This window comes from Campylobacter sp. IFREMER_LSEM_CL908 (assembly GCF_025771545.1).
Classification (GTDB): domain Bacteria; phylum Campylobacterota; class Campylobacteria; order Campylobacterales; family Campylobacteraceae; genus Campylobacter_D; species Campylobacter_D lari_D.
Window position 1 is genome coordinate 44,712 of record NZ_JAKMQK010000003.1, and the last position, 25,611, is coordinate 70,322.

The following is a 25,611-nucleotide window of genomic DNA, read 5'->3' on the forward strand; positions in this document are numbered from 1 at the left end:
GATTTGGGTTTAAACCTCTTGCAAAAGCTTGATAAATGTGTTAAACTTAACAATCATTTTTAATCAAGGAGCTTTTTATGACTAAAGCAGATTTTATTTCTCAAGTTGCTCAAATTGCTGGGCTAACTAAAAAAGATGCAACTGCAGCTACTGATGCAGTAATCGCTACTATTACTGATGTATTAGCTAAAGGTGATAGCATTAGCTTTATCGGTTTTGGTACATTTTCTGTAGCTGAAAGAGCTGCTAGAGAAGCTAGAGTACCAAGCACTGGTGCTACTATTAAAGTACCTGCTACTAAAGTTGCTAAATTTAAAGTAGGTAAAAACCTTAAAGACGCAGTTGCTGCTGCTAAAACTGCTAAAAAAGCTAAAAAATAATTCTTTGCGCAAAAGTTAAAAAACTTTTGCGTTTTTCTTCATAGTTAAGTATTAATTTTCTTTTGATATTGTTTTTAAAAATATTAAAGGAAGACAATGTCAGTTTATAATAATATCTTAGATTGTATAGGTAATACCCCGATTATTTCTTTAAAAGAATTTGCTCCAAATCTTTATGCTAAATGCGAGTATTTTAATCCAAGTCATTCTATAAAAGATAGAGCGGCTGTGGAGATGATAAAACAAGCTTTAAATGAAGGTAAAATCAATCAAGAAACAACCATTATAGAAGCTACAAGTGGAAATACCGGCATAGCTTTAGCAATGATTTGTGCAAGCTTAAAGCTTAAACTTATCATAGCTATGCCTGAGTCTATGAGTATTGAGCGTAGAAAAATGATGAGTTTTTTTGGTGCAAAGCTAGAACTTACTCAAGCAAGTAAAGGCATGCAAGGAGCGCTTGATAGAGCTAATGAGCTTTTGAGTGAAATTCCAAATTCATTTATGGTAAGTCAATTTGAAAATATCAACAACAAAAACGCACATAAAAAAAATACTGCTTTAGAAATTTTAAAAGCTTTACCCGATCTTGGTATTTTTTTAGCAGGTTTTGGTACAGGCGGGACTATTAGCGGGGTAGGAGAAATTTTAAAAGAACACAATCCTAATGTCAAAATCATAGCCTTAGAACCCGCATCTTCGCCACTTTTGAGCCAAAATACCGCTGCAAGTCATAAAATTCAAGGTATAGGTGCAAATTTTATCCCTAAAATTTTAAATCAAAAAATTATAGATGAGATAGTTTGTGTAAGTAATGAAGATGCTATAAATACAGCCTTAGAACTTGGTAAAAACGGCATAATGGCAGGAATTTCAAGTGGCGCAAATGTATATATGGCTAGAAAAATTGCTTTAGAAAACCCTGATAAAAAAGTCTTGACTATGTTAAATGATACAGCCGAGCGATATTTGTCAACTGATTTATTTGCAAATTTATAATTAGGAGCGTGTATGAGTCAAAATAATGAGCATTTTGATTTAGATCTTGAAAGGGCGATTTTAAGTTCTTGTATATATAGTGAAGATTCTTTTTTTAGTGTTTCTTCGGATATTGAGATTAATGATTTTTCGCTCAAAGCTCATCAAGATATTTATAAAGCTATTTTAGCTTGTGTGAATGCAGGTGAGCCTATAAGTGCAAGTTTTATAAGAAAACATAAAAAAGTAGATGAGCAAATTTTAGCTGAAGTTTTAGCTACTACTTCCATAGCAGATGTAAGTAAATACGCTTATGAATTAAGAGAAAAGTCCATTAGACGCCAACTTTTAAATTTTGCTTATACTATACCTACAAGGGTTAATGAAGATAAAAGCATTTCTCAAATTTCAGATGAAATAGGCAAAGAGATTTTTAATCTTACAAACCGTGTAAATAGTAATAGTATTAAAGATATGACTATGGTTATGTCTGAACTTATGGATGAGTTTAAAAAGCAAAAAGAAGCTGAAAACAAAGATATTTTAGGACTTGATACAGGCTTTAGTGAGCTTAATAAAATGACAAAAGGCTTTAAACCCGGCGATCTTGTAATCATCGCTGCACGCCCTGGTATGGGAAAAACTACAATTTGCTTAAATTTTATAGAAAAAACACTAAGACAAAATAAAGGCGTTGTGATGTTTTCACTAGAAATGCCTGCTACGCAAATCATGCAAAGATTAATCAGTGCAAAAACTTCCATTCCTTTGCAAAAAATTCTAATCGCAGATTTAAACGATGATGAGTGGAGTAGGGTAGGTGATGCTTGTAATGAATATGCGCAAAAAAATCTTTATATTTACGATAGTGGTTATGCTAGCATAGCAGACATTCGTTCAATTTTACGCAAAATCAAGGCTCAAGATGAGAGTATTGAGCTTTGTGTAGTTGATTACATCGGTCTTATGATGAGTAACTCAGCTTTTAATGATAGGCATTTACAAGTGAGTGAAATTTCAAGAGGTTTAAAGCTTTTAGCAAGAGAATTAAATATGCCAGTAGTGGCACTCTCACAGCTTAATCGTTCATTAGAAAGTAGAGCAAATAAACGACCTATGCTTAGTGATTTAAGAGAGAGTGGCGCTATAGAACAAGATGCAGATACGATTTTATTTGTATATAGAGATGAGGTTTATAGAGAACAAGAAGAAAAAGAAAGAGAAAATAAAGCCAAAAATGAAGGCAAAACTTATGAGAGAAAATTTATGCCAAATCCTGTGCAAGAAAAAGCTGAGCTTATTATAGGTAAAAATAGAAATGGTCCTGTAGGGCATGTGGATTTGCTTTTCTTAAAAGAAAAATCGTGCTTTATTGAAGCTCCAAAAGAAGATTTTATAGTTACCAATTTTGAAGGTTAATTTAAAGAATAGCGATAATCGTTTTGTATAAAAAGCTCTAAATCTTTAAAATCAATTTTTCCCATCAGCTCTTTTACGAGCTGTTTGTATATTATTTTTTCATCTTTAACTATAAAAGCTGATCTTGCCAATAATCCTGCAAATATACTATCATGTATTAATACTCCATAATTAGTGCCAAAATCTTTAAAGGCAAAATCACTTGCAACTATGATATTATCAATTCCTTCAGTCGCACAAAAACGATCCATAGCAAAAGGTAAGTCCATGCTAATAACAATCACTTCAATGTTTTTTATAGATGCCAATCTTTTGTTAGTTTCTTTAGCTTGTTTGGAACATACTTGAGTGTCTAAGCTAGGAAAAGTTAGTAAAATTTGAGTTTTTCCAGGTGGTGCTATTTCTACTGAGGCAAGATTTTTAGTTTTTAAAGTCACTTTTGGAGCATTATCGCCAATTTGTAGTTGATTTCCTGTGAGTTTTATGTTTTGTTTTTTATATATAATGCTTGACACAATTTTCCTTTTTATAATAAAATCATCTTAGCTAAGAGTAAAAAGCTGAAAAAACCCAAACCATCAGTAATTGCAGTAATTACAACACTTGAACCTACTGCAGGATCAATTTTAAATTTTTTCAAAGTTAATGGCACAAAAGAGCCTACAAAACCGGCTAAGGCTAGATTGATTAGCATTGACAAAGCTATAACAAGTCCTAAAAGGGCTGTTTTAAACCATATAAAAGCTATAATACTCATAACGCTAGCAAATATAAGCCCATTTAATAAAGAAATTCCGCTCTCTCTTAATATAACTTTTTTAGCATCTTTAAATTCTACTTCATTGAGTGAGAGTTTTCTAACTGTTACCGCTAAGGCTTGTGAGCCTGTGTTACCTCCCATGGAAGCTACAATAGGCATAAGTACTGCTAGAGCTACAAGTTGTTCTATTTCACCTGAAAAAAGACTGATGATATTAGCTGAAATTAATGAAGTTGTAAGATTAATCATGAGCCAAAAAGCTCTTGCTTTAGCTGCTTTAAAAGCACTTTCTTCTTCAACATCTGCATCAACTCCGGCTAAATTATAAATTTGCTCTGTTGCATTTTCTTGGATTAAATCATGAATATCATCATAAGTAATTCTACCCAAAAGCACTCCATCATCATTTATAACAGCCAAAACACTTAAATCATAATCTTCTACTATATCAATAGCCTTTTGTATATCTTCATGATCTTTAATGCTATAACATTTATATTTTTCATTGTTGTTTTTAATAATATCTGCAAAACTTAGTTTAAAATCCCAAAGCAAGAGATCGCTTAGGTTGATAGCATTGCAAAGTTTTCCTTGTTTATCTATGATATAAACTTGAAAAATTTGATCTACTTGTCCTGAATGCTTTAAAATTCTATATCTTTTAATGGCCTTTTCTATACTTTCATTAATAGAGGCTGTGAAAATTTCTGTTTGCATATAAGCACCAGCGGTATTTTCATCATAATTTTTAAGGCGTAAAATTTCTTCTTTGTCTTCTGAACTTAAGCGGTTTAAAATAGCTAAAGTTTTTTGTGGATTTAGCTCTTCAAAACGCTTAATTAAGTCTGTTGCATCATCACTTTCAAGCTCTTCTACTGCTTTTGCAATCTTTATAATGCTTAAGTTTTCTAAAATATCTTCTAAGATATGTTCAGGCGTTATAGTAGCTACATTTGCAAGTGTGTAAGTATCAAAAGATTTAAGAGTTTTTAAATAAAGCTCTTCATTATGCCTTTTGATAGTTTTTAAGGCTTCATTGATTTCATAGGTACTTTGATCTTTGAAAGTATTTTTTAAAAGTTCTTGTGCTTCTAAAAAATCATTCATCATCTCAAAGCTCCATAGAATTTTCTATATTTTGTTCTTTTGGTGGATTTTTATAATTTTCATCAATGCTTTGCAAGCGGTTTTCATACTCTTTTGCCATTTTTAAAAATTCTTCTTTGTTTTTTCCACTTAAGCTTGATTTTGGAATTTTAACTATAGTTTCAGGATTAATTGCTTTATTATTTAGATAAAGTCCAAAATGCAAATGTGGCCCAGTACTCATACCAGTAGAGCCTACATAAGCAATCACTTGTCCTTGCTTAACTTTTTGTCCGCGTTTGATTTTTGCAAAGCGACTAAGATGAGCATATAAAGTCATATAGCCTGACATGTGTTTTACTTGTACAACCTTACCATAACCACCTTTTGTCCCAACAAAGCTAATCGTTCCATCTCCTGCACTTTTAACTGGAGTACCCGTTGGAGCTGCATAGTCAATACCTAGGTGTGCTCTATAGCGTTTTAATATAGGATGGTATCTTGCTCTAGTAAAACGATCTGAAATCCTTGTATATTTGACAGGTTTAGTTAAAAAGAAATTTTCAAGCTCTTTTCCTTGAGCATTATAATAAGAATCTTTATATAAAAATACAGAATATTCTTTACCTCTAATATTAGCTAAAGCTGCTTGGATATTAATATCGCCAAAAAGTCTTCCTAGTCTTCTTTTTTGCTCATAAATTAATACTACACTATCGCCTTTTCTAACATTTTTAAAATTAACACTATTTTTAAAAGCTCTTACCATAGCTCTTGCTAAGGTTACGCTACCACTTTCATCATAAACATCTTGATAAGCTGAATTGTTAATAGCTACGCGAATAGTTCTTTTTTCTTTGGTATAAGAAATTGGAGTAAAACTTAATACGAATTTATTTTCAGTGTTTTTGTAAATATGAATTTGTAAATCATCACTGATTGGGATTAAAACCTGTTCTAATTCTCCTTGATCATCTTTTAACATTTGGTATTTAATGCCACTTGCAATTTCTGCACTTAGTTCTTTATCTTCAGCATCAAGATTATAGTATAAATTTAAAGGTATGGAGTGATCTTGTAAAAAATCAAGTAAAGTTTTGCCATTCTCCCAAGAAAGTTCTTCAACACTTGAAATAGCAAAAAGTTTTATCGATATAAGTAAAGATATGAAAATTTTTTTCATGGTATTTTAAAGCCTTCTAAAATTTAAACATAAATTTGTATTTTACTTAATTTTTCTTACAATTTTGTAAGGAAAATACAATATAATTTAATTTTTACACTTTTTTAAGGAGCATCAGTTGTCAAGAATTATTTTAATACTTTGTTGTTTTTTAGCATTTTTGCAAGCTAAAAATTTTGATTTAATACAAACAAAACTTGAAAAAGTAGATGATATTTATGGTTATATAAAAGATGATCCTAAAATTTTATTGCACTCAAGTGGTATAGTTGTGCATGAAATTGATACACAAAAATCAATTATTGCAAGAGCTAGTGTGATAGGGCGTGAAAATGGCTTAGTTAAATTACAATTTAAAGTTTTTGATATGCTAGCTCAAGATGCTATGCCTTTACCAAATGTATTGCCACAAGTAGGCGATAAAATAGTTTTAAATTATTTATATGATAGAGCCTTGATTATAGCTCCTGATAAAAATGTGTATGATTTTATAGCTCAAAAATTAAATGGACTTTATTTTTTACACCCTGATTTATTTGGTGCTCATATGATACAAGAATACCGCCAAACTCCAAGAAGATCAGATTTTAGATCTTTTTGTTCAAAAAATGCTGTTGGGCTTTTAGTGGTAGCTTTAGAAAATAAAGCTGAGATAGTTGATTGTCAAGATTTTGGCAAGATAGAAGAATTTAACATACCTCAAGCTCAAAGTTTGCAAATTCCATTTTATTCAAGAATTACAGGTTATAAAAGCGATATTTTTAGCTTAAATGATGAAGCAATTGGAAATTATTATGTATATTATGAAAAATTAATTAGCTTAACTAGAGAAAAATAATGCAAGAAATCCATCAAAAATTTTTTCAAGATCTTTTAGGAGCTGAAAACGCGCATTTTGATCCTATCCACAAAAGAGCGTATAGTTATGATGCTACTAAAAAGCATTATTTACCTGATGGAGTGCTTTTTCCAAGAGATGAAAATGATATTAGTCAAATTTTAAAATATTGTAATGAAAATAAAATCATCGTTATTCCTAGGGGCTCAGGTAGTGGATTTACCGGTGGAAGCTTAGCTATTAATGGTGGAGTAGTGTTAAGCTTTGAAAAACATATGAATAAAATTTTAGAAATTGATCTTGAAAATTTAGTTGCAGTAGTGCAGCCTGGTGTGATAAATATGGCTTTACAAGAAAAAGCAAAAGAATATGGTTTATTTTATCCACCTGATCCTGCTAGTATGGAGTATTCTTCTTTAGGGGGGAATGTAAGCGAAAATGCAGGGGGTATGAGAGCTGCTAAGTATGGTATAACTAAAGATTATGTAATGGCTTTAAGAGCTGTTTTACCTAATGGAGAAATCATTAGAGCAGGTAAAAAAACTATAAAAGATGTAGCGGGTTATAATCTAGCTGGAATTTTAATAGCAAGTGAGGGATCTTTGGCTGTGCTTAGTGAGATTACTTTAAAACTAGTAGCTTTGCCAAAGTTTAAAAAGACAGCTATGGGGATTTTTAACAGCATTGATGAAGCAATGAATGCAGTTTATAAAACTTTAGCTAAAGGTGTGACTCCTGTATCTATGGAATTTTTAGATCAATTAAGCATACAAGCATTAGAACAAAAATTCCAAAAAGGCTTACCTATGGATGCGGGTGCGATTTTAATCGCTGATGTAGATGGCAATGTAGAAGAGGCTATTGAAGCAGATTTAAAAATTTTGCAAGAGAGTTTTTATGAATCTGGCGTAAGAGAGTTTAAAATAGCAAAAGATGAGCAAGAAGCAGCCAATATTTGGTTTGCTAGAAGAAACTGCTCTCAAAGTATAGCAATGTATGGAAATTTAAAGCTTAATGAAGATATTACAGTGCCGCGTTCAAAACTACCTGATCTTTTAAAAGGCATAGCTGAAATTTCTAAAAAATATGGTTTTAAAATCCCTTGTTTTGGTCATACTGGCGATGGTAATGTGCATACTAATGTAATGGTAAGTGATAAAAATAATCCTGAGTTGGTTAAAAAAGGTTACGAAGCTGTAGAAGAGGTGTTTAAGCTTACAGTTTCTTTAGGTGGGACTTTAAGTGGGGAGCATGGTATAGGTATCTCAAAAGCTCCTTTTATGAAGCTTGCTTTTAGCGAAGCTGAAATGGACTTGATGAGAAATATCAAAAAAGCATTTGATCCAAATAATATACTTAATCCTTTTAAAATGGGACTTTGATGAATTTTAAAAACTTCATAAAAATTCTTTTAAGCATAAGAGATAAAGAAATTTTAAATTATGCTGCAGCTTTGAGTTTTTATACTATTTTATCTTTAATACCGCTTTTATTTTTATGTTTTTGGGTTTTTACTCAAATTCCAAGTTTTGAAATATATCAAGAAAGAATTAAAAATTTAATTTTTACTTTTTTAATCCCAACTCAACAAGAATTAATAACACAATATATTAACACTTTTTTAAAAAATAGTGTCAATCTTGGTTTAATTGGTCTTTTAGCTATGGCTTTGACTTCTTTAGCATTTTTTTCAGGTTATGATTATGTTATTAATAAGCTTTTAGAAGAAGACTCTAAAAGTCTTTGGCATAGTATAAGTTCTTATTGGACTTTGGCAACATTAACTCCACTTGGACTTGGAGTGAGTTTTTACATTTCAGGTTTTATACAAAAAACCTTAGATGATTTTAATATTGCTTTGAATTTTTTTGAGATTTTACCTTATGTGATTATATGGGCTTTGTTTTTTACATCTTATTCAAGTTCAGTGAGTAAAAAAGGTGATTTAAAAACTTTGCTTATTAGTTCTTTTGGTGCTTCTGTGATTTGGTATATTTCTAAGATGATTTTTGTGTATTATGCTGTATATAATAAAACTTATTTAAATGTATATGGTTCTTTTTCTGTGATATTGTTTTTCTTTTTGTGGATTTATATTTCTTGGATTATTTATCTTTTGGGTTTAAGGGTTTATTTGATTTTAAATCAAGAAAATAAAGGGAATAAAACCAAGAGAAATTACAAAAAGAGCTAAATAACGATGAAAAATAGCCATGAAGGATAAAAATATATAAATAAGATAAATTTCTAATGGTATGTGTAACAATATACTATTTAATTTAAAATCAAATAATGCTAATAATATTTCATCTAATACATCTCCATAAGATAATAAATGCAGTAATAAACTTATAGGGTAAAATAAAGCAAATAATATGCTTAAAGGTATACCTAAAAATTGTTGAAAACTAATAAGTGGAAAAAAATATAATACAGGAATTATCATTGCTAAAAAAGTCCAAAAATTTATAAAAATAATATGAATATAATTTTTTGAAAAATTATCTTTAAAATGATGTAAATATAAATAAATATAAAATACTCCTAAACTTGAAAACAAAAAGCCAACGCTAAATAATAAATTTGGAAATAAGCTTATACATAAAATTACACTTAAGAATAAAAATTTAAAACTCAAAATTTTAATATTTTTGCTAAATAGATAAAAAGCAAAAATACTCATACATAAAGCTCTTATATAAGAAGGGCTAAAGTCTATTAAAAATATATACAAAATTAAAAGCAAGAAAGCAAAAATACTAATATCAAGTTTTAAACTTCTATAAGGAAAATATCGTTTGTGAAAAAAGGCATATAAAGGAGCAAAAATCAAAAAGCAAAAGCTAAATAACAAGCCCAAATGATATCCACTAATAGCAATTAAATGCGCGATATTGTAAAAATTTACATCATTTCTAAGTTCACTTGATACATTTTTTGCAAAGAATAAAGCCCCGTAAAATTCTTTGATTTTTTCATTTTGATGTTGATTTAAAAAATACTCCACTAAGATATTTTCTTTTTGAGCATTAGTTTTATGAAAATCATAACTTGGTACAAAAAAATTTTTACTAAGATAATCTTTAAAGTTAATATTTTTAGTAATAATCCTAAGATTTATAATATCATTTTTACTTAAATTTAGATCTTTAAAACTAGTAGTGTAAAAAACAAAATCAGAATTTTTAATTTTAAAAACTTGGTATTTTTTACCTTTTTTATTAGTTTTTTGATAGCTAGATATAATGATATTATTTTTAAGCAATAAATGTTTTGTGAGTTTAAAATTTTGGTATTTTTTATACTCATAAGTGAGATTTAGGCTAAAAATTGCTAAAAAACATAATAATAAAATTAAAAATTCTCTATAAGAATCTTTTATAGAGAATTTTAAATTCATTTTTTCTTAGAAAAGCGTGATAAGTATAACCATATAATAAAAATTAAAGTGATTATAAAGGCAGGTGCTATATAAGGATGATTTGAAAAAATTTCAAAAGCCTCCTTTAAGGTGTTTCCAAAAATAAATCCAGCATAACCAAGTATTATAGCCCAAATTAAACTAGCTAGGGTATTGATGATAAAAAATCTTACAAAGCTAAATTTGCAAAGGCCTGCTGCTATAGGAATGATAGTTTTTACCCCGTAAATAAATTTTTGCACTACTAAAAGTAAATCTCCATATTTTTTGATTTTTATCATAGCAAGCGCGATTTTTCTTTTATGATTTTTAAAATAAGGCATTATGTCTTTTTTATAATATTTTCCTAGAATAAATAATAGGGTTGAACCTATGGTATTAGCCAAAAAGGCTAAAAATATACACAAATGCAAATCAAGTTTAGTTGAACTTGCACAAAGTACCCCGGCAGCAAGTATGGCCACCATTCCTCCACCAAAAGAATAAAAAAATAAAATCAAATAACCATAAGTGCTAAGATTATCAATCATTTCTTGCATGAAAAACCTTATCTTGCAAAATCAACAGCTCTAAGCTCTCTGATGACATTAACTTTTATTTCACCAGGGTATTGAACTTTTTCTTGAATTTCTTCAGCTATTTCTTTAGCTAAAAGCACAGATTCATCATCATTGACTAATTTTGCATTAACAATAACTCTAATTTCTCTACCAGCATTAATAGCATAAGCTTTTTTAACCCCTTCTTTACTTTTTGCTATATCTTCAAGTTCGCTAACTCGTTTCAAGAAGGCCTCTAAAACCTCACGCCTTGCTCCAGGGCGTGCAGCGCTTAGTGTATCTGCTGTACAAACTGCAGCTGATTCTATACTTGTAGCTTCTTCATGTCCATGGTGAGCATAAATCGCATTAATCACTATAGGATGTTCTTTGTATCTTTTGCAAAGTTCAGCTCCTAAATCTACATGAGAACCTTCAAATTCATGCGTTAAAGCCTTGCCTATATCGTGTAAAATTCCAGCTCTTCTTGCCAGTTTTTCATCGCCACCACACTCAGCTGCTATGATTCCAGCTAAATGCGCTACTTCTAAAGAGTGTGCTAGAGCATTTTGTCCATAACTTGCTCTATATCTTAATTTTCCTATTAATTTAACAATTTCAGGATGGATATTATTAAGTCCTAAATCCATTACTATAGTTTGACCTTCTTCTAAGATATTATCTTCAAATTCTTTGCAAACTTTTTCATGGATTTCTTCTATTTTTGCAGGTTGTATTCTACCGTCTTCAACTAAAAGTTCAATCACCTTTGTAGCAATGGCGCGTCTATAAAGATTAAAACAACTTACTATAATTGCTCCAGGCGTATCATCTATGATAATATCAACACCCAAAACCATTTCTAAGGTTTTAACATTTCTCCCTTCTTTACCTATAATGCGTCCTTTTAACTCATCATTTTTGATATTTACTACATTGATCAACCTTTCAGCAGCGAATTCTCCTGCAAATCTTGAAGTAGCTTGTGCTAAGATAAAATTAGCCTTTCTTTTGGCTTCATTTCTAGCCTCTTCTTCGTATTTTCTAACAATATGAGCAATTTCAGCTCTTGAGGTTTCTTCTACTTTTTGTAAGACTATGCTTTTTGCCTCTTCTTGTGTGAGACCAGCTGAATGTTCAAGAATTTTTAAAACATCATTTAACTTTATTTCGTAGCTTTGTTTTAAATTTTCATTTTCTTCATGTAAAGCTTTTATAGTTTGCTGCTCTTTTGCTAATTTGTTTTTGTTTTCTTCATGAAGTTTTTCTTGATAATGAAGATTTTGTTCTTTTTTGTTGAGTTCTTCTAGCTTAATAGAATGCTCTTTTTGTAGTTTTTGAATTTTTTCATCAAATTTTTTCTTTGCTGCAAATTCAGCTTCAGCAACTGAATTTTTAGCATCTTTAAGTGTTAGCTCAGCTTCATATTCAATGGCTTTTGCTTTTGCTTTTGCTTGCTCTAAAAAGATATTGAAATTTGCATCATTAATCTTTTTGGCGACTATATATCCAATCCCTCCGCCTATGAAAACGGCTATTAATGCGACTAATATTTCTATCATTGTTTTTAACTTTCCTAAAATATTTTTTATAAGGGTTTATATAAAAATTTCCTTTTATATCATGGTCTTGACTAAAAATTTGATGAGATTTTGCATCCATCATTTGTGTGAAAATAACTAAAGGTTTTTTATAAGAAATATTTTCAAAAAACCTATCGTAAAATCCTTGGCCATGACCAACTCTTCCTAATTTTGCATCTACTCCTATAACAGGGATGATTGCAACATCTATACGAGTTTGCAAAAAAGAATCTTTTGGTTCATATACCCCAAAACTCTTTTTATCAAGAGCTAACCTTAATTTTACTACCTTTAAACTTTTATCTTGCATAAATGGAACAAAAATTCGGTATTTTTTTGTTAAAAAATGTCTGAATTTATAAAGATTAATTTCATATTTTAAAGGAATATATATAAGGATATTTTTGTAATTTTTACAAGATTTTAAAATTTTATTTACTTCTTGAAAAACTAAAAAATCTCTTTTGTATTGAAATTTTAGTTTCGATTTCATTTTAAATTTCTGTTTTATTCTAAAGTCATTTTTTATCAAAGCTTTCCTTGGTTTTTTAACTTTTTATGTTATACTTTTAAGCTTAAAAAATCATAAGGATATGACTTGAAATTTAAAATTTTTTTAGCAATTTTTGCTATGATTTTTTTTACTTCATGCTCAAGTGATAAAGAAAATTCTAGTAATGAAAATACTGATAATGCAAGTTTAAGTCAAAGTGAGAATACTGATTTTACTTTGAAATTTTTAGATGGTAGAAAAATGTATGTGAAATACCATGAACAAGAATTTAATTTTGATGATACAGCAAAAGCTAAGTTGTTTGTATTTTTTACAAGTTGGTGTGAGCCATGCAAAGCTGAAATTCCACATTTAAATAATTTAAATAAAAAATATCAAGATAGATTTGAAGTCATAGCGCTTTTTTTAGAAGAAGATAAAAAACAAGAATTATTGGAGTTTATACAAAAAGAAAAGATGAATTTTTCTTCGGTTTTAGGAGAGAATAGTTTTATTTTTTCTAAAGTTTTAAATATCAGCTCTATTCCAACAATGGTTTTATTTAATGCAAAGGGCGAAAAAGTTAAAGAGTATTTAGGTTTAATTCCTGAAGAAATGTTAGATATAGATATACAAAAAGCGATAATGTAATGTTTGGATTTTTAAAAAATGGTTTAAAAAAGACTTTAGAAAGCATCCATTTAGTTAAAGCTTCAAATAAAATCATTACAAAAGATTTGCTTGAAGAGATGCTTTTAGAAGCTGATGTGGCATATGAGATAGTTGAAGAGATTATTTACTATCTTCCTCCAAGTGATGAGGTTAAAAAGGCTGATTTAGAGCGTGTTATGGGGACTTATTTTATTTATGATAAGCCTGAACTTGCTAATGCTAAGCCTTTTGTGGATTTGATTTTAGGTGTAAATGGGGTAGGTAAGACTACAAGCATTGCTAAAATGGCACATTTGCATAAAGAAAATGGTGAAAAAGTTATACTTGGAGCTTGTGATACTTTTAGAGCAGGAGCTATAGAGCAGTTAAAATTATGGGCACAAAAATTAAATATAGATATCATAGCTACTTCACAAGGACATGATCCTTCGGCAGTTGCTTATGATGCTATTTCTAAAGCTTTGGCAAAAAACTATGATAGGGTTATTTTAGATACAGCAGGACGCTTGCAAAATCAAAAAAATCTTGCAAATGAGCTTGAAAAAATTGTCCGCATAAGTGATAAAGCTATGCAAGGAGCTCCTCATAGAAAAATCCTTGTACTTGATGGCACTCAAGGTGTAGCAGGAATTTTGCAAGCAAAAGCTTTTAATGATTTAGTAAAACTTGATGGAGTGATTATTACAAAACTTGATGGAACTGCCAAAGGTGGAGCTTTATTTAGCATAGCAAGAGAGCTTGAACTTCCTATTTTATATGTAGGAGTAGGGGAAAAAATGCAAGATTTATGTGAATTTAGTATTAAAGACTATTTAGAAGCTATATTGGAACCGATGTATAAATGAGCTTTTTGTTAAAAAATTTATCCGCACTAAATAATCCTTACTTGATGGAAAAATTAAAGCAAAAACACAGTAGCACTTGGGCGATGGATAATAGGGGCGGGGTAGATCAGCTAAATTGGATAAATCAAAATGGAGAATATTTATATAAAAACCCAAAAAAATATTTAGAAGAAACCATTGCTTTATATCAAAATAAATATCTACTATATCCTGTTTTATATTTTTATGGTTTTGGTAGTGGTGTTTTGTATAAATGCCTACTGAATAATCCAAATTTAAAACATATAGTTGTTTTTGAAGATGATTTAGAATTGTTATATAGTGTGTTTAGTGTTTTAGATTTTTCGAACGAATTAAAAGAGCGAAAAATAATCATTTTAAATAGTGAAATTTCAAATCAAGATTTAGAGTATTTACTTTATACGAAACCTTTTTACAATTTTTTAAGAATATATGATATGCACATACATAATGAGTACTATGAAAAATTTGAAAATAACATTCTCGAATTAAATAAAAAAATTTCAGAAATTTTAAAAATTATTATTTTGCATCAAGGTAATGATATTAAAGATTCTTTGCAAGGTTTGGTGCAATATATTTATAATTTACCAAATATGATAAAAAATCCTCCCTTGAAAAATTTATGGCTTATGCGAAATAAAAAAGTTAAATCAGCTATCGTTGTTGCCGCAGGTCCATCTTTAAGCAAGCAACTTCCTTTACTAAAACAATATCAAGATAAATTTAGCATATTTTGCGTTGATAGCGCTTATTCTATTTTAGCAAAAAACGATATTAAACCTGATTTTGTATTAGCAAGTGAAAGAACCAAGTTAGCTTCAAATCTAATACAACAAAACTATAAAAATATAGATGATAATATAGTATTTATTTTATTGACTTTAGTCCATCCTTTGGCAATTAAATATTTAGAAAACACTGATAGAAAATTTTTGTTAATCCCATATCCTACTATATTTTTTGATAAAATTGATTTATTTGATTTTGGAAAATCTCCATCAGGAGGAACTGTTGCTTATAATGCCTTACAATTAGCGTGTGATTTTAATCATGAAAATATTATTTTTATAGGTCAAGATTTGGCATATGGTGAAGATGGTAGTTCGCATGCTAAAGATTATTTTTATGGTGAAAAATTTGTTAAAGAAAATACTGAGCTTTGTGTTGTATCTTATGGTGGAAAAAAACAAATTAAAACTAGAATTATGTGGAATACATTCAGATTTACTATACAAAATTATATAGCTAATAAAAAAGGTTTTAAATTTTATAATGCCACAGAAGGTGGAGCTAGGATAGAAGGCACTATAGAAAAACCATTTAAAGAGTGTTGTGAAGAATTTTTAGATGAAAATTTAACAAAGCCTTTTGAAAAACCATCGCCAATAGATAAGAATGCTCAAGATGATTTGTTATTGCAAAGTTATAAAGTAATTAATGATAATTTAGAGTTTTGCGATAGATTTGTTAAAGAATTTGAACTTTATTTTGAAAATTTGATTCAAATAGAAAATAAAATTCAATCTTTGGAGGTATTTGAAGATAAGAAGAGTTTGATTATCCAAAGTATAAAAAATTTAGATTTTTATAAAACTAAGCTTGATGAGTATTGTAAAACTTTTTTATATGAATTTATTAGACCTTTTTTGCAGCAATTTGAATTTAATTTAGCAAGAATTTATGTGATTAATCCAAGGACTAATGAAGAATGGTTTGATAAGAATATAGCTTGGGTGAAAGATCATATATTTTTATTTGAAATTTTAATAGCAAATATAAAAATGGCAAAAGATGAGATAAATAAACATTTAGATCCGTTAAAAGATGAGATTCGAAAAAGACAACTAGATAATATTTAAAAATAAAATATATAATCTTTTTAAAAATCTAGGTAATATTTATGGCTAAAAAACACATTTTATTTGAATGTCAAGCTTGTGGAAATCAACAAAGTAAATGGCTAGGCAAATGTCCTGAATGTGGTTCTTGGGATAGTTTTGTTGAGCTAAAGCAAGAACAAATTAAGGTTTTAAAAGAGTTAAATTCACTCTCAAATACTCCAAGTTCTGCAGTATGTATAAATGATGTTATAGCAGAAAATTTCACACGCATTAGCACTGATGATAATGAGCTTGATTTAGTTTTAGGTGGTGGGCTTGTTGTAGGCTCTTTAGTGTTAATTGGGGGTTCACCTGGGGTTGGAAAATCCACACTTTTATTAAAAATTGCTTCGAATTTGGCTAAAAGTGGTAAAAAAGTGCTTTATGTAAGTGGCGAGGAGAGTAAATCTCAAATCAAACTGCGTGCGGATCGTTTAAATGCAAATTGTGAGAATTTATTTTTACTTACTGAACTTTGCTTAGAAGATATTTTAAGTGAGCTTTCTAAAAAAGATTATGAAATTTTAATTATTGATTCTATTCAAACTTTATATTCTAATAAAATTACTTCAGCAGCAGGTAGTATCACTCAAGTTAGAGAAATTACTTTTGAATTAATGCGCTATTCTAAGGCCAATAATATTAGCACTTTTATTATAGGTCATATTACTAAAGATGGAGCTATAGCTGGACCTAGAATTTTAGAGCATATGGTAGATGTAGTGCTTTATTTTGAAGGCGATGCCAATAAAGAAATAAGAATTTTAAGAGGCTTTAAAAATCGTTTTGGAAATATTTCCGAAGTTGGTATTTTTGAAATGACTTCCAAAGGCTTGATTAGTGCTAAAGATATAGCTAATAGATTTTTTACGCGTGGTAAGGCAGTAAGTGGTAGCGCTTTGAGTGTAGTGATGGAAGGAAGCAGAGCTTTAGTGCTAGAAATTCAAGCCTTAGTTTGTGAGAGTGCTTATCCAAAGCGTAGTGCAACAGGCTATGAAAAAAATCGTTTAGATATGCTTATAGCTTTACTAGAGAGAAAGCTTGAAATTCCCTTGGGGCATTATGATGTTTTTATTAATGTAAGTGGTGGGGTAAAAATTAGTGAAACTGCAGCAGATTTAGCGGTGGTTGCAGCAATTATTTCAAGTTTTAAAAACCGCCCTTTGAGTAAAGATAGTGTTTTTGTGGGTGAGCTTAGTTTAAATGGTGAAATCAAAGAAGTATTTTCACTTGATGTGCGTTTAAAAGAAGCTAAAATGCAAAAATTTAAAAATGCCATAGTACCTGTAAAACCTATGGAGGAACTTGGCTTAAAATGTTTTGTAGCTAAAGAATTGCGTGAGGTTTTAGAATGGATGTAAAATTTGATGTAATCATTATAGGTTCAGGTCTTGGAGGCTTAAGTGCAGGCGCTTTTTTAGCTAAAAATGGAAAAAGGGTTTTAGTTTTAGAACAGCATTCTTTAATTGGTGGTTGTGCTACTTGTTTTAAAAGAAAAGGCGCTTTGATTGATGCGGGACTTCATGAGATGGACCTAGGTGAAGCAAAAACTGATATGAAGCATTTGGTTTTTGATAAGCTTGGTATAAAGAATAAAATTCAAATTTTACCTTTACCAAGTGCATGGAGTATTAAAAGTAAAAATTATAATCTAACTTTACCTCATGGTATAGAAAAAGTAAAAGAAGTTTTGAAAAAAGAATTTCCGCAAGAGTGCAAAGGTATAGATAAATATTTTAAAGCTATAAAAACGCAAGCTTATGCTATTCGAAGATTTCCTTGGGATTTAAAATTAAGTGAGTTATTGTTGTTTCCTTTTGACACTGCTTGGATATTTATTAAAAATAGATTGTTTAATAAAAAAGTTTATGATGTTTTAAATGCTTATATTAAAAATGATAAGCTAAAAAAGATTTTAAATGCAAATATGAGTTATTATCATCATGATAGTAAAGAATTTATTTTCAGTTTTCATGGCATTGCTCAAAAGCATTATTATGATGGTGGGGTGTATATTAAAGGTGGCTCGCAAGCTTTAAGTGATGCTTTGGCTGAGGTTATCAAAGAAAATCAAGGGCAGGTTTTAGCTAAGGCTGAAGTTGTTAAAATACTCACAAAAGAACAAAAAGCTTATGGAGTAGAATACATTCAAAATAATCAAAAACATACCATCCATGCGCAAAATATCATCGCAAATTGCGATCCTTTAATCGTATATAAAGACTTGCTTAAAGAGTTAAATTTAACCCAAGAAATCAAAGCAATAGAATCTAAAAAGCGTGCTTGTTCTTTAGTGAGCGCTTATTTTATTTATGATAAAGATATTTCTAAAATTTATGAAAATATGGATTATTGTAATTTTATATTTGAAGATGATTTTTTAAATAGTTCATATGAAAACACTAATATTTTAAAACTAGATATTAAACAAAGACCTATGGCTTTTGTGAATTATTCTAAGGTTGATAGTGGCTTAGCTGGCGATAAATATATAGGTGTTGTAGCTTTTAGTTCAAATTATCAAGAGTGGGATTTAAATAAGCAAGATTATAAAGTTAAAAAAGAAGAAGTATTAAAAGCCATAGTGCAAAGACTAGATGAGATTTTTCCAAATTTAAGTTCACACTTAATCCATCAAGAATTAGCCACGCCAAAAACTATACAAAGATATACTAAAGCTTATGAGGGTACAATTTATGGATTTTCTCAAGATCAAGAAGGGGTTAAATATAGATTGCATTATAAAAGTAAAAGTATAGAAAATTTATATTTTGCTAATGCTTTTATATTTCCTGGAGGTGGTTTTACAGGTGTAATTTTGGGTGGATATTTTTGTGCTAATAAAATGAATTTTCATTAAAATATAAGCAATTTTTTTTTATAATATTAGCTTTGAAATATTTATTCTGCTAAGGATTTTTAATGAAAGATTTATTTTTATTTAGTTCTTTTATAGATTCTAGCCACACTTTTGCATACTTTTTTCATTTGGGTATAGTGGTTGTGATTTCTTTGATTTTAGCAAAACTTGCTACAAGATCTATGCAAATTGTCCCAAGAGGTAGTCAGAATTTGGCTGAAGCTTATATGGAAGGCATTTTAAGCATGGGTAGGGATACTATGGGTAGTGATGAAGCTGCTAGAAAATATTTACCTTTAGTTGCAACTATAGGTTTTATGGTATTTTTTAGTAATATTATAGGAATCATCCCTGGTTTTGAAGCTCCAACAGCAAGTTTAAATTTTAGTGCTTCTTTGGCTATTATAGTATTTGTGTATTATCATTTTGAAGGTATTAGAACTCAAGGATTTTTTAAGTATTTTGCACATTTCATGGGACCTGTGAAAATTCTAGCACCTTTGATGTTTCCTATAGAAGTGGTTTCTCATTTTTCAAGAGTTATTTCTTTATCTTTCCGTTTATTTGGTAATATCAAGGGAGATGATTTATTCTTAGCAGTTATTTTAGCTCTTGTGCCTTGGGTTGCGCCATTACCTGCTTATATGCTTTTAACTTTTATGGCATTTTTACAATCTTTTATTTTTATGATTTTAACTTATGTTTATTTAGCAGGTGCAACTGTAGTTGATGAGCATCATTAATTTTTAAAAAGCAAAAAATATTTTTTGCTTTTTTCTTTTTTAATCTTCTTCTTTTATTCTTTTTTAAACTCTTTTTGAAATAAAAAACGCTAGAATAAACAAAAAATTCTAAGGAAAATTTTAATGTTTGAAGTTGTTATAGGACTTGAAGTTCATGCACAATTAAATACAAAAACAAAAATCTTTTGCTCATGTGCGACTTCTTTTGGAGAAAAATCAAATACTAATGTATGCCCAACATGTTTAGCTTTACCAGGTGCTTTACCTGTATTAAATCAAGAAGCGGTAAAAAAAGCTATAGCATTTGGAAAAGCAGTTAATGCAACTATAAATAAAAAAAGTATTTTTAATAGAAAAAATTATTTTTATCCTGATTTACCAAAAGCTTATCAAATTTCGCAATTTGATATTCCTATAGTGGAAAATGGTGAGTTATTTATCAATGTAAATGGAGAAAATAAACGCATAGGTATCACTAGGGCTCATTTAGAAGAAGATGCAGGAAAAAATATACATGAGAGTAATTTTTCAAAAGTAGATTTAAATAGAGCAGGCACGCCTTTGCTTGAAATTGTCAGTGAACCTGAACTTAGAAGTTCCGATGAAGCAGTGGCTTATTTGAAAAAATTACATTCTATTATAAGATTTTTAGATATTTCAGATGCAAATATGCAAGAAGGTAGTTTTAGATGTGATGCTAATGTTAGTATTCGTCCTAAAGGTGATGATAAGCTTTATACTAGAGTGGAGATTAAAAATTTAAATTCATTCCGTTTTATTCAAAAGGCGATTGAGTATGAAGTAAAACGCCAAAGTGAAGCTTGGGAAGATGGAAAATACGATCAAGAAGTTGTGCAAGAAACAAGATTATTTGATACGGTTAATTTAGTTACTAGAAGTATGAGAGGTAAGGAAGATTCTGCTGAATATAGATATTTCCCTGATCCTGATCTTTTACCTGTAATTTTAGATGATGAAATGCTAAATCAAGATATACCTGAACTTCCTGATGAGAAAAAAGCTAGATTTGTGAGTGAATTGGGCATTAAAGAAAGTGATAGTGAAGTGATTGTTTCTTCATTAGAGCTTTGTAGATATTTTGAGTATCTAATTAATCAAAAATTAAATCCAAAACTTTGTTTTACTTGGCTTACGACAGAGTTAATGGGGCTTCTAAAAGGCGAATTGACTATAGAAAACTCACCTATAAAACAAGAAAAATTAGCTGTTTTGATCAAACGTATAGAAGAAGGTGTTATTAGCGCTAAAGCAGGTAAGGATATTTTAGCTTATGTATTTGAAAATACAGAAGTTGAAATTGATGATGCTATTGAAAAACTTGGTTTAAAACAAGTAAGTGATGATGGTGCTATTGAAAAGATTATTGATGAAATTTTAGCAAATAATGAAGATAAAGTAGTTGAATATAAAAGTGGTAAAGATAAACTTTTTGGTTTCTTTGTCGGTCAGGCAATGAAAGCAGGTAAGGGTGCATTTAATCCTGCTAAGGTAAATGAAATTTTAAAAGCAAAACTTGGTTAAATATGAAAATAGCAGTTGTTGGTGCAGGAAAATGGGGAAGTGCTTTATATGATGCATTGAGCGTTAAAAATGAATGCGTAATAACTTCTTTTCACGAAAAAGATCTTTCTTATTTTGTTAGTACCAAAGAAGCTTTAGAATACGAATATTTAGTTTTTGCTTTATATGCTCAAGGAATGCATGAATGGCTTGCAAATAATTTTAAAGATTTAAATCAAAAAATTCTTGTAGCTTCTAAGGGTATTGATTATAAAAGTTTAAAATTTATGGATGAGGTTTTTAGTGAGTTCATAAGTAGTGATAGACTTTGTTTTTTAAGTGGTCCTTCTTTTGCAAGTGAAGTTTTAGAAAAAAAACCTTGTGCTTTGGTTGTTAGTGGTAAAAATCAAGAGCTTTGTAATCAATTTGCAAGTTTTTTTCCAAATTATATTAAAACCTATACAAGTTCTGATGTTAAAGGCGCTGAAATTTGTGGTGCATATAAGAATGTTTTAGCAATTGCAAGCGGAGTTTGCGATGGTTTAAATTTAGGCAATAATGCAAGAGCTTCTTTAGTTTCAAGAGGCTTGGTGGAAATGCACCGCTTTGGACAATTTTTTAATGCTAAAGAAGAAACATTTTTAGGGCTTAGTGGAGCTGGAGATTTATTTTTAACAGCTTCAAGTAACTTATCAAGAAATTATAGAGTAGGTTTGAATTTGGCTAGTGACAAAAATATAAAAGATATTTTAATGGAACTTGGCGAGGTAGCTGAAGGAGTGCAAACTGCTTATGCTATACATTCTTTATCGAAACAATTTCAAATTTATACCCCGATTGTTAACGAAGTAGTCTTAATGCTAGAGGGTAAGAATGCTTGGGAATCTTTAAAAGATTTGATGTCATCAAAGGAGGAAATATCATGATCATCAAAAATGCAAAAATTTATGGCGAGCAAAAGCTTGATCTTAAAATAGAAGATGGGAAAATTACTCAAATTGCTAATGATTTAAATGATGATGAGTATATTGTTGATATAGAAGGCAAAACTTTACTTCCCTCGTTTATTGATTTAAATGTTAGTTTGCTTGATAATGAATTTAGTATAGATAAATTATATGATCTTGAAAAAGCATGCTTAAAAGGTGGGGTAGGGACTATTGTTTTAAAAGATAGTTTAGAAGCTAATACTCAAGGCTATGCGCTTTATTTTGATAAATTAAAATCTTTAGATATTAATGTTTTACCTACTATTAATGTATTAGATAAAACAGAAAAATTAAAAAATATTGCTACCTTAATTGATATGGGCGCAAAAGGCTTAGAGCTTTCAAGTACTTTAGGAGCAAATTATTTAAGACAATGTATGCAATATGCCAATATGAAATCAACCCCTGTATTTTTAAAGTGTTTTGATGAGAGTTTTGATGATCATGGAGTGATGAACGATGGACAAATAAGTTTTGAATTAGGACTTATAGGAATTAGTAATATAGCTGAAACTAGTGAAGTGGCAAAAATGAAAGAATTAGTGGAATTTTATAAAAATAAAGCTTGTTTTAGCTCTTTAGCAATTGCAAGATCATTTGAATTATTGCATGATCAATATAGTGAAATTTCAATCCATCATTTAATCAAAGATGAAAGTACTTGTGAAAATTTTAACACTCAAGCAAAAATTTTACCTCCATTAAGAACAAAAGATGAAGTAACAAATCTTAAAAAGTTGCTTCAAGATAAGAAAATTACTTTCTTAAGTTCTTTGCATACTCCTAACACTAAAAAAGATTTGGCTTTTGATGAAGCAGGTTTTGGAGTTAATGCCATAGCTATATATATGAGTTTATGTTTTACATATTTAGTAAAAGAAGGTATCTTAACTTGGAAAGAATTATGTGATTTTACAAGCTATAATCAAGCGCAATTTTTAGGATTAAATAAAGGTAAAATAGAACTTGGTTTTGATGCTGATTTAGTTGTATTTGATGAAAAACTTTCTTTTAATGGAGAAGGTTTATATGCAAATGATATCTTGCAAGGTAAGGTAGAAAAAAGTTTTATAGCAGGAAAAGTTTTTAGCCTTTAAGCTAAAAACTTTTATTTATCTTGCATAGCTTGAGCTACTTGAGCTGAACTATTTCTAATTTTTTCCATACATTCTCTAGCTTCTTTGGCTAAATCCACGCTTTGATTTACGCCACTTAAGCCATCTTTAATGCTTTGTACAACTTCAGCTGTTACATTTCTGATAGAATTAATGGTAGTAGTGATTTCATTTACTGAATGTCCAGTTCTTTCAGCTAGATTTCTAACTTCATCAGCAACAACAGCAAAACCTCTACCATGCTCACCTGCACGCGCTGCCTCAATAGCTGCATTTAGAGCTAAAAGATTGGTTTGATCAGCTATATCGCTAATGGTTTGAATAATATTTTTAATTTCTTCTGATTGCTCATTTAATGATGATACGAGATTACTACTATTGTTCATCATATCAGCAATGCCTTGAATATTTTGAACCGTATTTTCTATAACACTATCGCCCTCTTGAGTGAGATTGTCATTTTGTTCAGCTAATTCACTAATGAGCTTTAATTTTTCCTCATCTCTTACAACTTGTTCGGTAATATCTGTTGCAAATTTAATAACTTTGTAAATTTCTCCATCATCATTTTTGATAGGATTATAACTTGCTTCTAAATGGATTAGTTTGTTGTTTTTACCAAAGCGTATGAATTTTCCTGATTGAAATTTACCACTTCTTAGCTCTTCCCAAAAAATTGTATATTCTTTGGAATTTCTAAATTTTTCCTCGCAGAACATACTATGGTGTTTTCCTTTGATTTCACTTAGTGAATAACCCATGGTTTGAGTGAAGTTTTCATTAGCATTTAAAATCTCTCCATAAGGATTAAATTCAATAATAGCCATAGAACGATTAGCGGCATCTATGGTGTTTTTTAGATCAAGCATTTCATAGTTTCTTTGAGTAATGTCATTTGCAAATTTAATAACCTTATACACTTCATTGTTTTGGTTTAAAATAGGAAGATAATTGGCTTCAAGATAAATATCTTTCCCGCCTTTTGCAATGCGTCTAAAAAGTCCATTTCTTGATATACCACTTTTCAAATCTCTCCAAAAATCAACATAGCGTTGTGACTTTACAACCTCTGGTAAACAAAACATACTATGATGTTTACCTTTGATTTCATTTAAAGAATAATTCATAGTTTTTAGAAAATTTTCATTAGCATTAATAATAGTTCCATCTGTTTGAAATTCTATCATGGCCATAGTTTTGCTAATAGCATTAAGTATATCTTGAAAAGCTTGATTAGATTGCTCTAATTGAGTAATTTGTTCATTAATTTTTTTCTTGTTGATAAACATAAAACCCCTTTATAAAATAATTCGGAATTATATAGTGCTTTTTAAAATAAATAATTTGTTTATATTAGCTTTTTGTTAAATTATAAAATTTTTCTTGGAGAGAATTTCTTATTTCATCGTTAATTTTCTCATTGTCATTTAGATATTGTTTGTTAAGTTCTTCAAGCTCTTTTAAAAATCCAAAAAGTGTTTCTTCCCACAAAGCATTATTTCTTTTACTTAAATTCATTGTTTGGATATGATTAAGTTTTCTACTCATATTGCTTAAATTTTCTAAAAATTCATTTTTATAATTTTCATCTTGGAGTGTAAAGGTATTTTGTAAAAGATTATTTTTTATATTTCTTATCTCTTCATTAATCAGATCACAAAATTCAGGATAAATATCATTTTTAATAGGTTCAAGTAAGGCTTGTTCATCTAGTTTTAGAGTATATTTTTTTATGGCAAAAAAAAGAATTAAAAAAGCTATTGCACTGACTAAAATATAGAAAGTCATTTTGTTTTGATAATCCTTAAAAAATAAAAATGGTGCGGTTAGCGAGATTTGAACTCGCACACGCTGAGCGCACCACCCCCTCAAGATGGCGTGTCTACCAATTCCACCATAACCGCATAAGCCCCACAAGAGGGCTTTGAAATTTTAAGCTGCTACTAATGCTTGGAATGGATTAGCATAAAGAGCGATAAGAGCAATAACAAGCGCATAAATAACTTGAGCTTCAATCATCGCTAAAGCAATAAACATAGTAGTCATTAATTTACCACCAAGACCAGGGTTTCTAGCAGTACCTGCTATAGTTGCTGCTGCAGTATTACCCATACCGATAGCTCCACCTAAAGCTGCAACACCAAGTCCTAAACCTGCTGCTAAGATAGAAAAAGAAGCTAACCATTGATTCATAGAACCTTCAGCTGCAAATGCAAAACCGCTTAAAGCTAGCATTAAAAATACGATTTTTTTCATAGTTTTTCCTTGTAAAAATTTAAATC

General features: G+C 29.6%; 25 protein-coding genes and 1 tRNA gene. 15 read left to right on the forward strand and 11 right to left on the reverse strand.

Features of this window, described 5'->3' with window-relative positions; genetic code table 11:
• Window positions 1–77 precede the first annotated feature (77 nt).
• The 3 genes from L8U04_RS01705 (at window position 78) to L8U04_RS01715 (ending at window position 2,777) form a co-directional block, all read left to right on the forward strand.
• Entirely contained in the window at window positions 78–380 is a 303-nt protein-coding gene (locus tag L8U04_RS01705; protein ID WP_263679118.1) for an HU family DNA-binding protein, read from the forward strand.
• A gap of 96 nt (window positions 381–476) precedes the next feature.
• Entirely contained in the window at window positions 477–1,379 is a 903-nt protein-coding gene (gene cysK / locus L8U04_RS01710; RefSeq protein ID WP_263662201.1) for a cysteine synthase A, read from the forward strand.
• 12 nt (window positions 1,380–1,391) lie between these two features.
• Window positions 1,392–2,777 (forward strand): replicative DNA helicase, encoded by a 1,386-nt coding sequence (locus L8U04_RS01715; RefSeq protein WP_257938844.1) that lies wholly within the window; start codon window positions 1,392–1,394, stop codon window positions 2,775–2,777.
• Here L8U04_RS01715 and tpx read toward each other — a convergent pair.
• The 3 genes from tpx to L8U04_RS01730 are packed head-to-tail and all read right to left on the reverse strand — an operon-like array spanning window position 2,774 to window position 5,806.
• On the reverse strand, window positions 2,774–3,292 hold the full coding sequence (gene tpx, locus L8U04_RS01720) for a thiol peroxidase (RefSeq protein WP_263661219.1): 519 nt from the start codon (window positions 3,290–3,292) through the stop codon (window positions 2,774–2,776). The two genes, L8U04_RS01715 and tpx, sit on opposite strands and share 4 nt — an antisense overlap.
• Window positions 3,293–3,303: 11 nt before the next feature.
• On the reverse strand, window positions 3,304–4,647 hold the full coding sequence (gene mgtE, locus L8U04_RS01725; RefSeq protein WP_263666405.1) for a magnesium transporter: 1,344 nt from the start codon (window positions 4,645–4,647) through the stop codon (window positions 3,304–3,306).
• 1 nt (window position 4,648) lies between these two features.
• The gene (locus L8U04_RS01730; protein ID WP_133319708.1) at window positions 4,649–5,806 is read right to left on the reverse strand and encodes a M23 family metallopeptidase; all 1,158 of its coding nucleotides are present in this window, start codon (window positions 5,804–5,806) and stop codon (window positions 4,649–4,651) included.
• Window positions 5,807–5,933: 127 nt separating this feature from the next.
• Between L8U04_RS01730 and L8U04_RS01735 the strand changes: the two genes are divergently transcribed.
• The 3 genes from L8U04_RS01735 to L8U04_RS01745 are packed head-to-tail and all read left to right on the forward strand — an operon-like array spanning window position 5,934 to window position 8,838.
• Complete coding sequence (locus tag L8U04_RS01735) at window positions 5,934–6,644, forward strand: plasminogen-binding N-terminal domain-containing protein (RefSeq protein ID WP_412175288.1); 711 nt, start codon at window positions 5,934–5,936, stop codon at window positions 6,642–6,644.
• A complete protein-coding gene (locus L8U04_RS01740; protein WP_263709273.1) occupies window positions 6,644–8,026 on the forward strand; it encodes an FAD-linked oxidase C-terminal domain-containing protein in 1,383 nt (460 codons plus the stop codon). Before L8U04_RS01735 ends, L8U04_RS01740 begins: the two co-directional genes overlap by 1 nt.
• Window positions 8,026–8,838: a YihY/virulence factor BrkB family protein gene (locus L8U04_RS01745; protein ID WP_220566327.1), complete on the forward strand. Its 813-nt coding sequence runs from the start codon at window positions 8,026–8,028 to the stop codon at window positions 8,836–8,838. Before L8U04_RS01740 ends, L8U04_RS01745 begins: the two co-directional genes overlap by 1 nt.
• Here L8U04_RS01745 and L8U04_RS01750 read toward each other — a convergent pair.
• The 4 genes from L8U04_RS01750 to L8U04_RS01765 are packed head-to-tail and all read right to left on the reverse strand — an operon-like array spanning window position 8,785 to window position 12,719.
• Window positions 8,785–10,044 carry a ComEC/Rec2 family competence protein gene (locus tag L8U04_RS01750; protein WP_263709275.1) on the reverse strand — a complete coding sequence of 420 codons (1,260 nt, stop codon included), beginning with the start codon at window positions 10,042–10,044 and terminating at the stop codon, window positions 8,785–8,787. The genes L8U04_RS01745 and L8U04_RS01750 overlap by 54 nt on opposite strands.
• The gene (locus L8U04_RS01755) at window positions 10,041–10,604 is read right to left on the reverse strand and encodes a DedA family protein (RefSeq protein WP_263661217.1); all 564 of its coding nucleotides are present in this window, start codon (window positions 10,602–10,604) and stop codon (window positions 10,041–10,043) included. Before L8U04_RS01755 ends, L8U04_RS01750 begins: the two co-directional genes overlap by 4 nt.
• 8 nt (window positions 10,605–10,612) lie before the next feature.
• Window positions 10,613–12,166, reverse strand: a complete 1,554-nt coding sequence (gene rny / locus L8U04_RS01760; RefSeq protein ID WP_263659764.1) for a ribonuclease Y — start codon at window positions 12,164–12,166, stop codon at window positions 10,613–10,615.
• Window positions 12,090–12,719 (reverse strand): 5-formyltetrahydrofolate cyclo-ligase, encoded by a 630-nt coding sequence (locus L8U04_RS01765; protein WP_263661216.1) that lies wholly within the window; start codon window positions 12,717–12,719, stop codon window positions 12,090–12,092. Before L8U04_RS01765 ends, rny begins: the two co-directional genes overlap by 77 nt.
• A 66-nt stretch (window positions 12,720–12,785) precedes the next feature.
• Here L8U04_RS01765 and L8U04_RS01770 point away from each other — a divergent pair, with 66 nt between their 5' ends.
• The 9 genes from L8U04_RS01770 to L8U04_RS01810 all read left to right on the forward strand — a co-directional run bounded on the left by L8U04_RS01770 (window position 12,786) and on the right by L8U04_RS01810 (window position 23,311).
• Entirely contained in the window at window positions 12,786–13,331 is a 546-nt protein-coding gene (locus L8U04_RS01770) for a TlpA family protein disulfide reductase (RefSeq protein ID WP_133319700.1), read from the forward strand.
• On the forward strand, window positions 13,331–14,197 hold the full coding sequence (gene ftsY / locus L8U04_RS01775) for a signal recognition particle-docking protein FtsY (protein WP_263659762.1): 867 nt from the start codon (window positions 13,331–13,333) through the stop codon (window positions 14,195–14,197). Before L8U04_RS01770 ends, ftsY begins: the two co-directional genes overlap by 1 nt.
• Window positions 14,198–14,241: 44 nt before the next feature.
• Entirely contained in the window at window positions 14,242–16,080 is a 1,839-nt protein-coding gene (locus L8U04_RS01780; RefSeq protein ID WP_263709276.1) for a motility associated factor glycosyltransferase family protein, read from the forward strand.
• 41 nt (window positions 16,081–16,121) lie between these two features.
• Window positions 16,122–17,462, forward strand: coding sequence for a DNA repair protein RadA (radA, locus tag L8U04_RS01785; RefSeq protein WP_258108000.1), 1,341 nt, complete (start codon window positions 16,122–16,124; stop codon window positions 17,460–17,462).
• Complete coding sequence (locus L8U04_RS01790; protein ID WP_263666410.1) at window positions 17,453–18,961, forward strand: phytoene desaturase family protein; 1,509 nt, start codon at window positions 17,453–17,455, stop codon at window positions 18,959–18,961. The genes radA and L8U04_RS01790 overlap by 10 nt, the downstream gene beginning before the upstream one ends.
• Before the next feature lie 62 nt (window positions 18,962–19,023).
• Window positions 19,024–19,704 carry a F0F1 ATP synthase subunit A gene (locus L8U04_RS01795; protein ID WP_133319696.1) on the forward strand — a complete coding sequence of 227 codons (681 nt, stop codon included), beginning with the start codon at window positions 19,024–19,026 and terminating at the stop codon, window positions 19,702–19,704.
• A gap of 123 nt (window positions 19,705–19,827) precedes the next feature.
• On the forward strand, window positions 19,828–21,246 hold the full coding sequence (gene gatB, locus L8U04_RS01800) for an Asp-tRNA(Asn)/Glu-tRNA(Gln) amidotransferase subunit GatB (RefSeq protein WP_263666411.1): 1,419 nt from the start codon (window positions 19,828–19,830) through the stop codon (window positions 21,244–21,246).
• Window positions 21,247–21,248: 2 nt separating this feature from the next.
• On the forward strand, window positions 21,249–22,151 hold the full coding sequence (locus L8U04_RS01805; RefSeq protein WP_263666412.1) for an NAD(P)H-dependent glycerol-3-phosphate dehydrogenase: 903 nt from the start codon (window positions 21,249–21,251) through the stop codon (window positions 22,149–22,151).
• Window positions 22,148–23,311 carry a metal-dependent hydrolase gene (locus tag L8U04_RS01810; RefSeq protein WP_263666413.1) on the forward strand — a complete coding sequence of 388 codons (1,164 nt, stop codon included), beginning with the start codon at window positions 22,148–22,150 and terminating at the stop codon, window positions 23,309–23,311. Before L8U04_RS01805 ends, L8U04_RS01810 begins: the two co-directional genes overlap by 4 nt.
• Window positions 23,312–23,322: 11 nt before the next feature.
• On the opposite strand, the gene L8U04_RS01815 is transcribed toward L8U04_RS01810, so the two are convergent.
• The 4 genes from L8U04_RS01815 to L8U04_RS01830 all read right to left on the reverse strand — a co-directional run bounded on the left by L8U04_RS01815 (window position 23,323) and on the right by L8U04_RS01830 (window position 25,585).
• Entirely contained in the window at window positions 23,323–24,618 is a 1,296-nt protein-coding gene (locus L8U04_RS01815) for a methyl-accepting chemotaxis protein (protein WP_220566680.1), read from the reverse strand.
• A gap of 64 nt (window positions 24,619–24,682) precedes the next feature.
• Complete coding sequence (locus tag L8U04_RS01820; protein ID WP_263666414.1) at window positions 24,683–25,117, reverse strand: hypothetical protein; 435 nt, start codon at window positions 25,115–25,117, stop codon at window positions 24,683–24,685.
• 30 nt (window positions 25,118–25,147) lie between these two features.
• Window positions 25,148–25,233 (reverse strand) — tRNA-Leu (locus L8U04_RS01825).
• A 28-nt stretch (window positions 25,234–25,261) separates the two neighbouring features.
• Window positions 25,262–25,585, reverse strand: a complete 324-nt coding sequence (locus L8U04_RS01830) for a F0F1 ATP synthase subunit C (RefSeq protein WP_012661906.1) — start codon at window positions 25,583–25,585, stop codon at window positions 25,262–25,264.
• Between the last annotated feature and the right edge of the window lie 26 nt (window positions 25,586–25,611).

Coding starts and splice junctions, on each gene's coding strand:
- L8U04_RS01805 (WP_263666412.1), top strand. CDS start 21,249: ATGAAAATAGCAGTTGTTGGTGCAGGAAAATGGGGAAGTGCTTTATAT.
- L8U04_RS01780 (WP_263709276.1), top strand. CDS start 14,242: ATGGAAAAATTAAAGCAAAAACACAGTAGCACTTGGGCGATGGATAAT.
- mgtE (WP_263666405.1), bottom strand. CDS start 4,647: ATGATGAATGATTTTTTAGAAGCACAAGAACTTTTAAAAAATACTTTC.
- L8U04_RS01830 (WP_012661906.1), bottom strand. CDS start 25,585: ATGAAAAAAATCGTATTTTTAATGCTAGCTTTAAGCGGTTTTGCATTT.
- ftsY (WP_263659762.1), top strand. CDS start 13,331: ATGTTTGGATTTTTAAAAAATGGTTTAAAAAAGACTTTAGAAAGCATC.
- L8U04_RS01750 (WP_263709275.1), bottom strand. CDS start 10,044: ATGAATTTAAAATTCTCTATAAAAGATTCTTATAGAGAATTTTTAATT.
- L8U04_RS01815 (WP_220566680.1), bottom strand. CDS start 24,618: ATGTTTATCAACAAGAAAAAAATTAATGAACAAATTACTCAATTAGAG.
- L8U04_RS01740 (WP_263709273.1), top strand. CDS start 6,644: ATGCAAGAAATCCATCAAAAATTTTTTCAAGATCTTTTAGGAGCTGAA.
- cysK (WP_263662201.1), top strand. CDS start 477: ATGTCAGTTTATAATAATATCTTAGATTGTATAGGTAATACCCCGATT.
- rny (WP_263659764.1), bottom strand. CDS start 12,166: ATGATAGAAATATTAGTCGCATTAATAGCCGTTTTCATAGGCGGAGGG.
- L8U04_RS01730 (WP_133319708.1), bottom strand. CDS start 5,806: ATGAAAAAAATTTTCATATCTTTACTTATATCGATAAAACTTTTTGCT.
- L8U04_RS01715 (WP_257938844.1), top strand. CDS start 1,392: ATGAGTCAAAATAATGAGCATTTTGATTTAGATCTTGAAAGGGCGATT.
- L8U04_RS01790 (WP_263666410.1), top strand. CDS start 17,453: ATGGATGTAAAATTTGATGTAATCATTATAGGTTCAGGTCTTGGAGGC.
- L8U04_RS01810 (WP_263666413.1), top strand. CDS start 22,148: ATGATCATCAAAAATGCAAAAATTTATGGCGAGCAAAAGCTTGATCTT.
- L8U04_RS01820 (WP_263666414.1), bottom strand. CDS start 25,117: ATGACTTTCTATATTTTAGTCAGTGCAATAGCTTTTTTAATTCTTTTT.
- gatB (WP_263666411.1), top strand. CDS start 19,828: ATGTTTGAAGTTGTTATAGGACTTGAAGTTCATGCACAATTAAATACA.
- L8U04_RS01705 (WP_263679118.1), top strand. CDS start 78: ATGACTAAAGCAGATTTTATTTCTCAAGTTGCTCAAATTGCTGGGCTA.
- radA (WP_258108000.1), top strand. CDS start 16,122: ATGGCTAAAAAACACATTTTATTTGAATGTCAAGCTTGTGGAAATCAA.
- L8U04_RS01745 (WP_220566327.1), top strand. CDS start 8,026: ATGAATTTTAAAAACTTCATAAAAATTCTTTTAAGCATAAGAGATAAA.
- L8U04_RS01795 (WP_133319696.1), top strand. CDS start 19,024: ATGAAAGATTTATTTTTATTTAGTTCTTTTATAGATTCTAGCCACACT.
- L8U04_RS01755 (WP_263661217.1), bottom strand. CDS start 10,604: ATGCAAGAAATGATTGATAATCTTAGCACTTATGGTTATTTGATTTTA.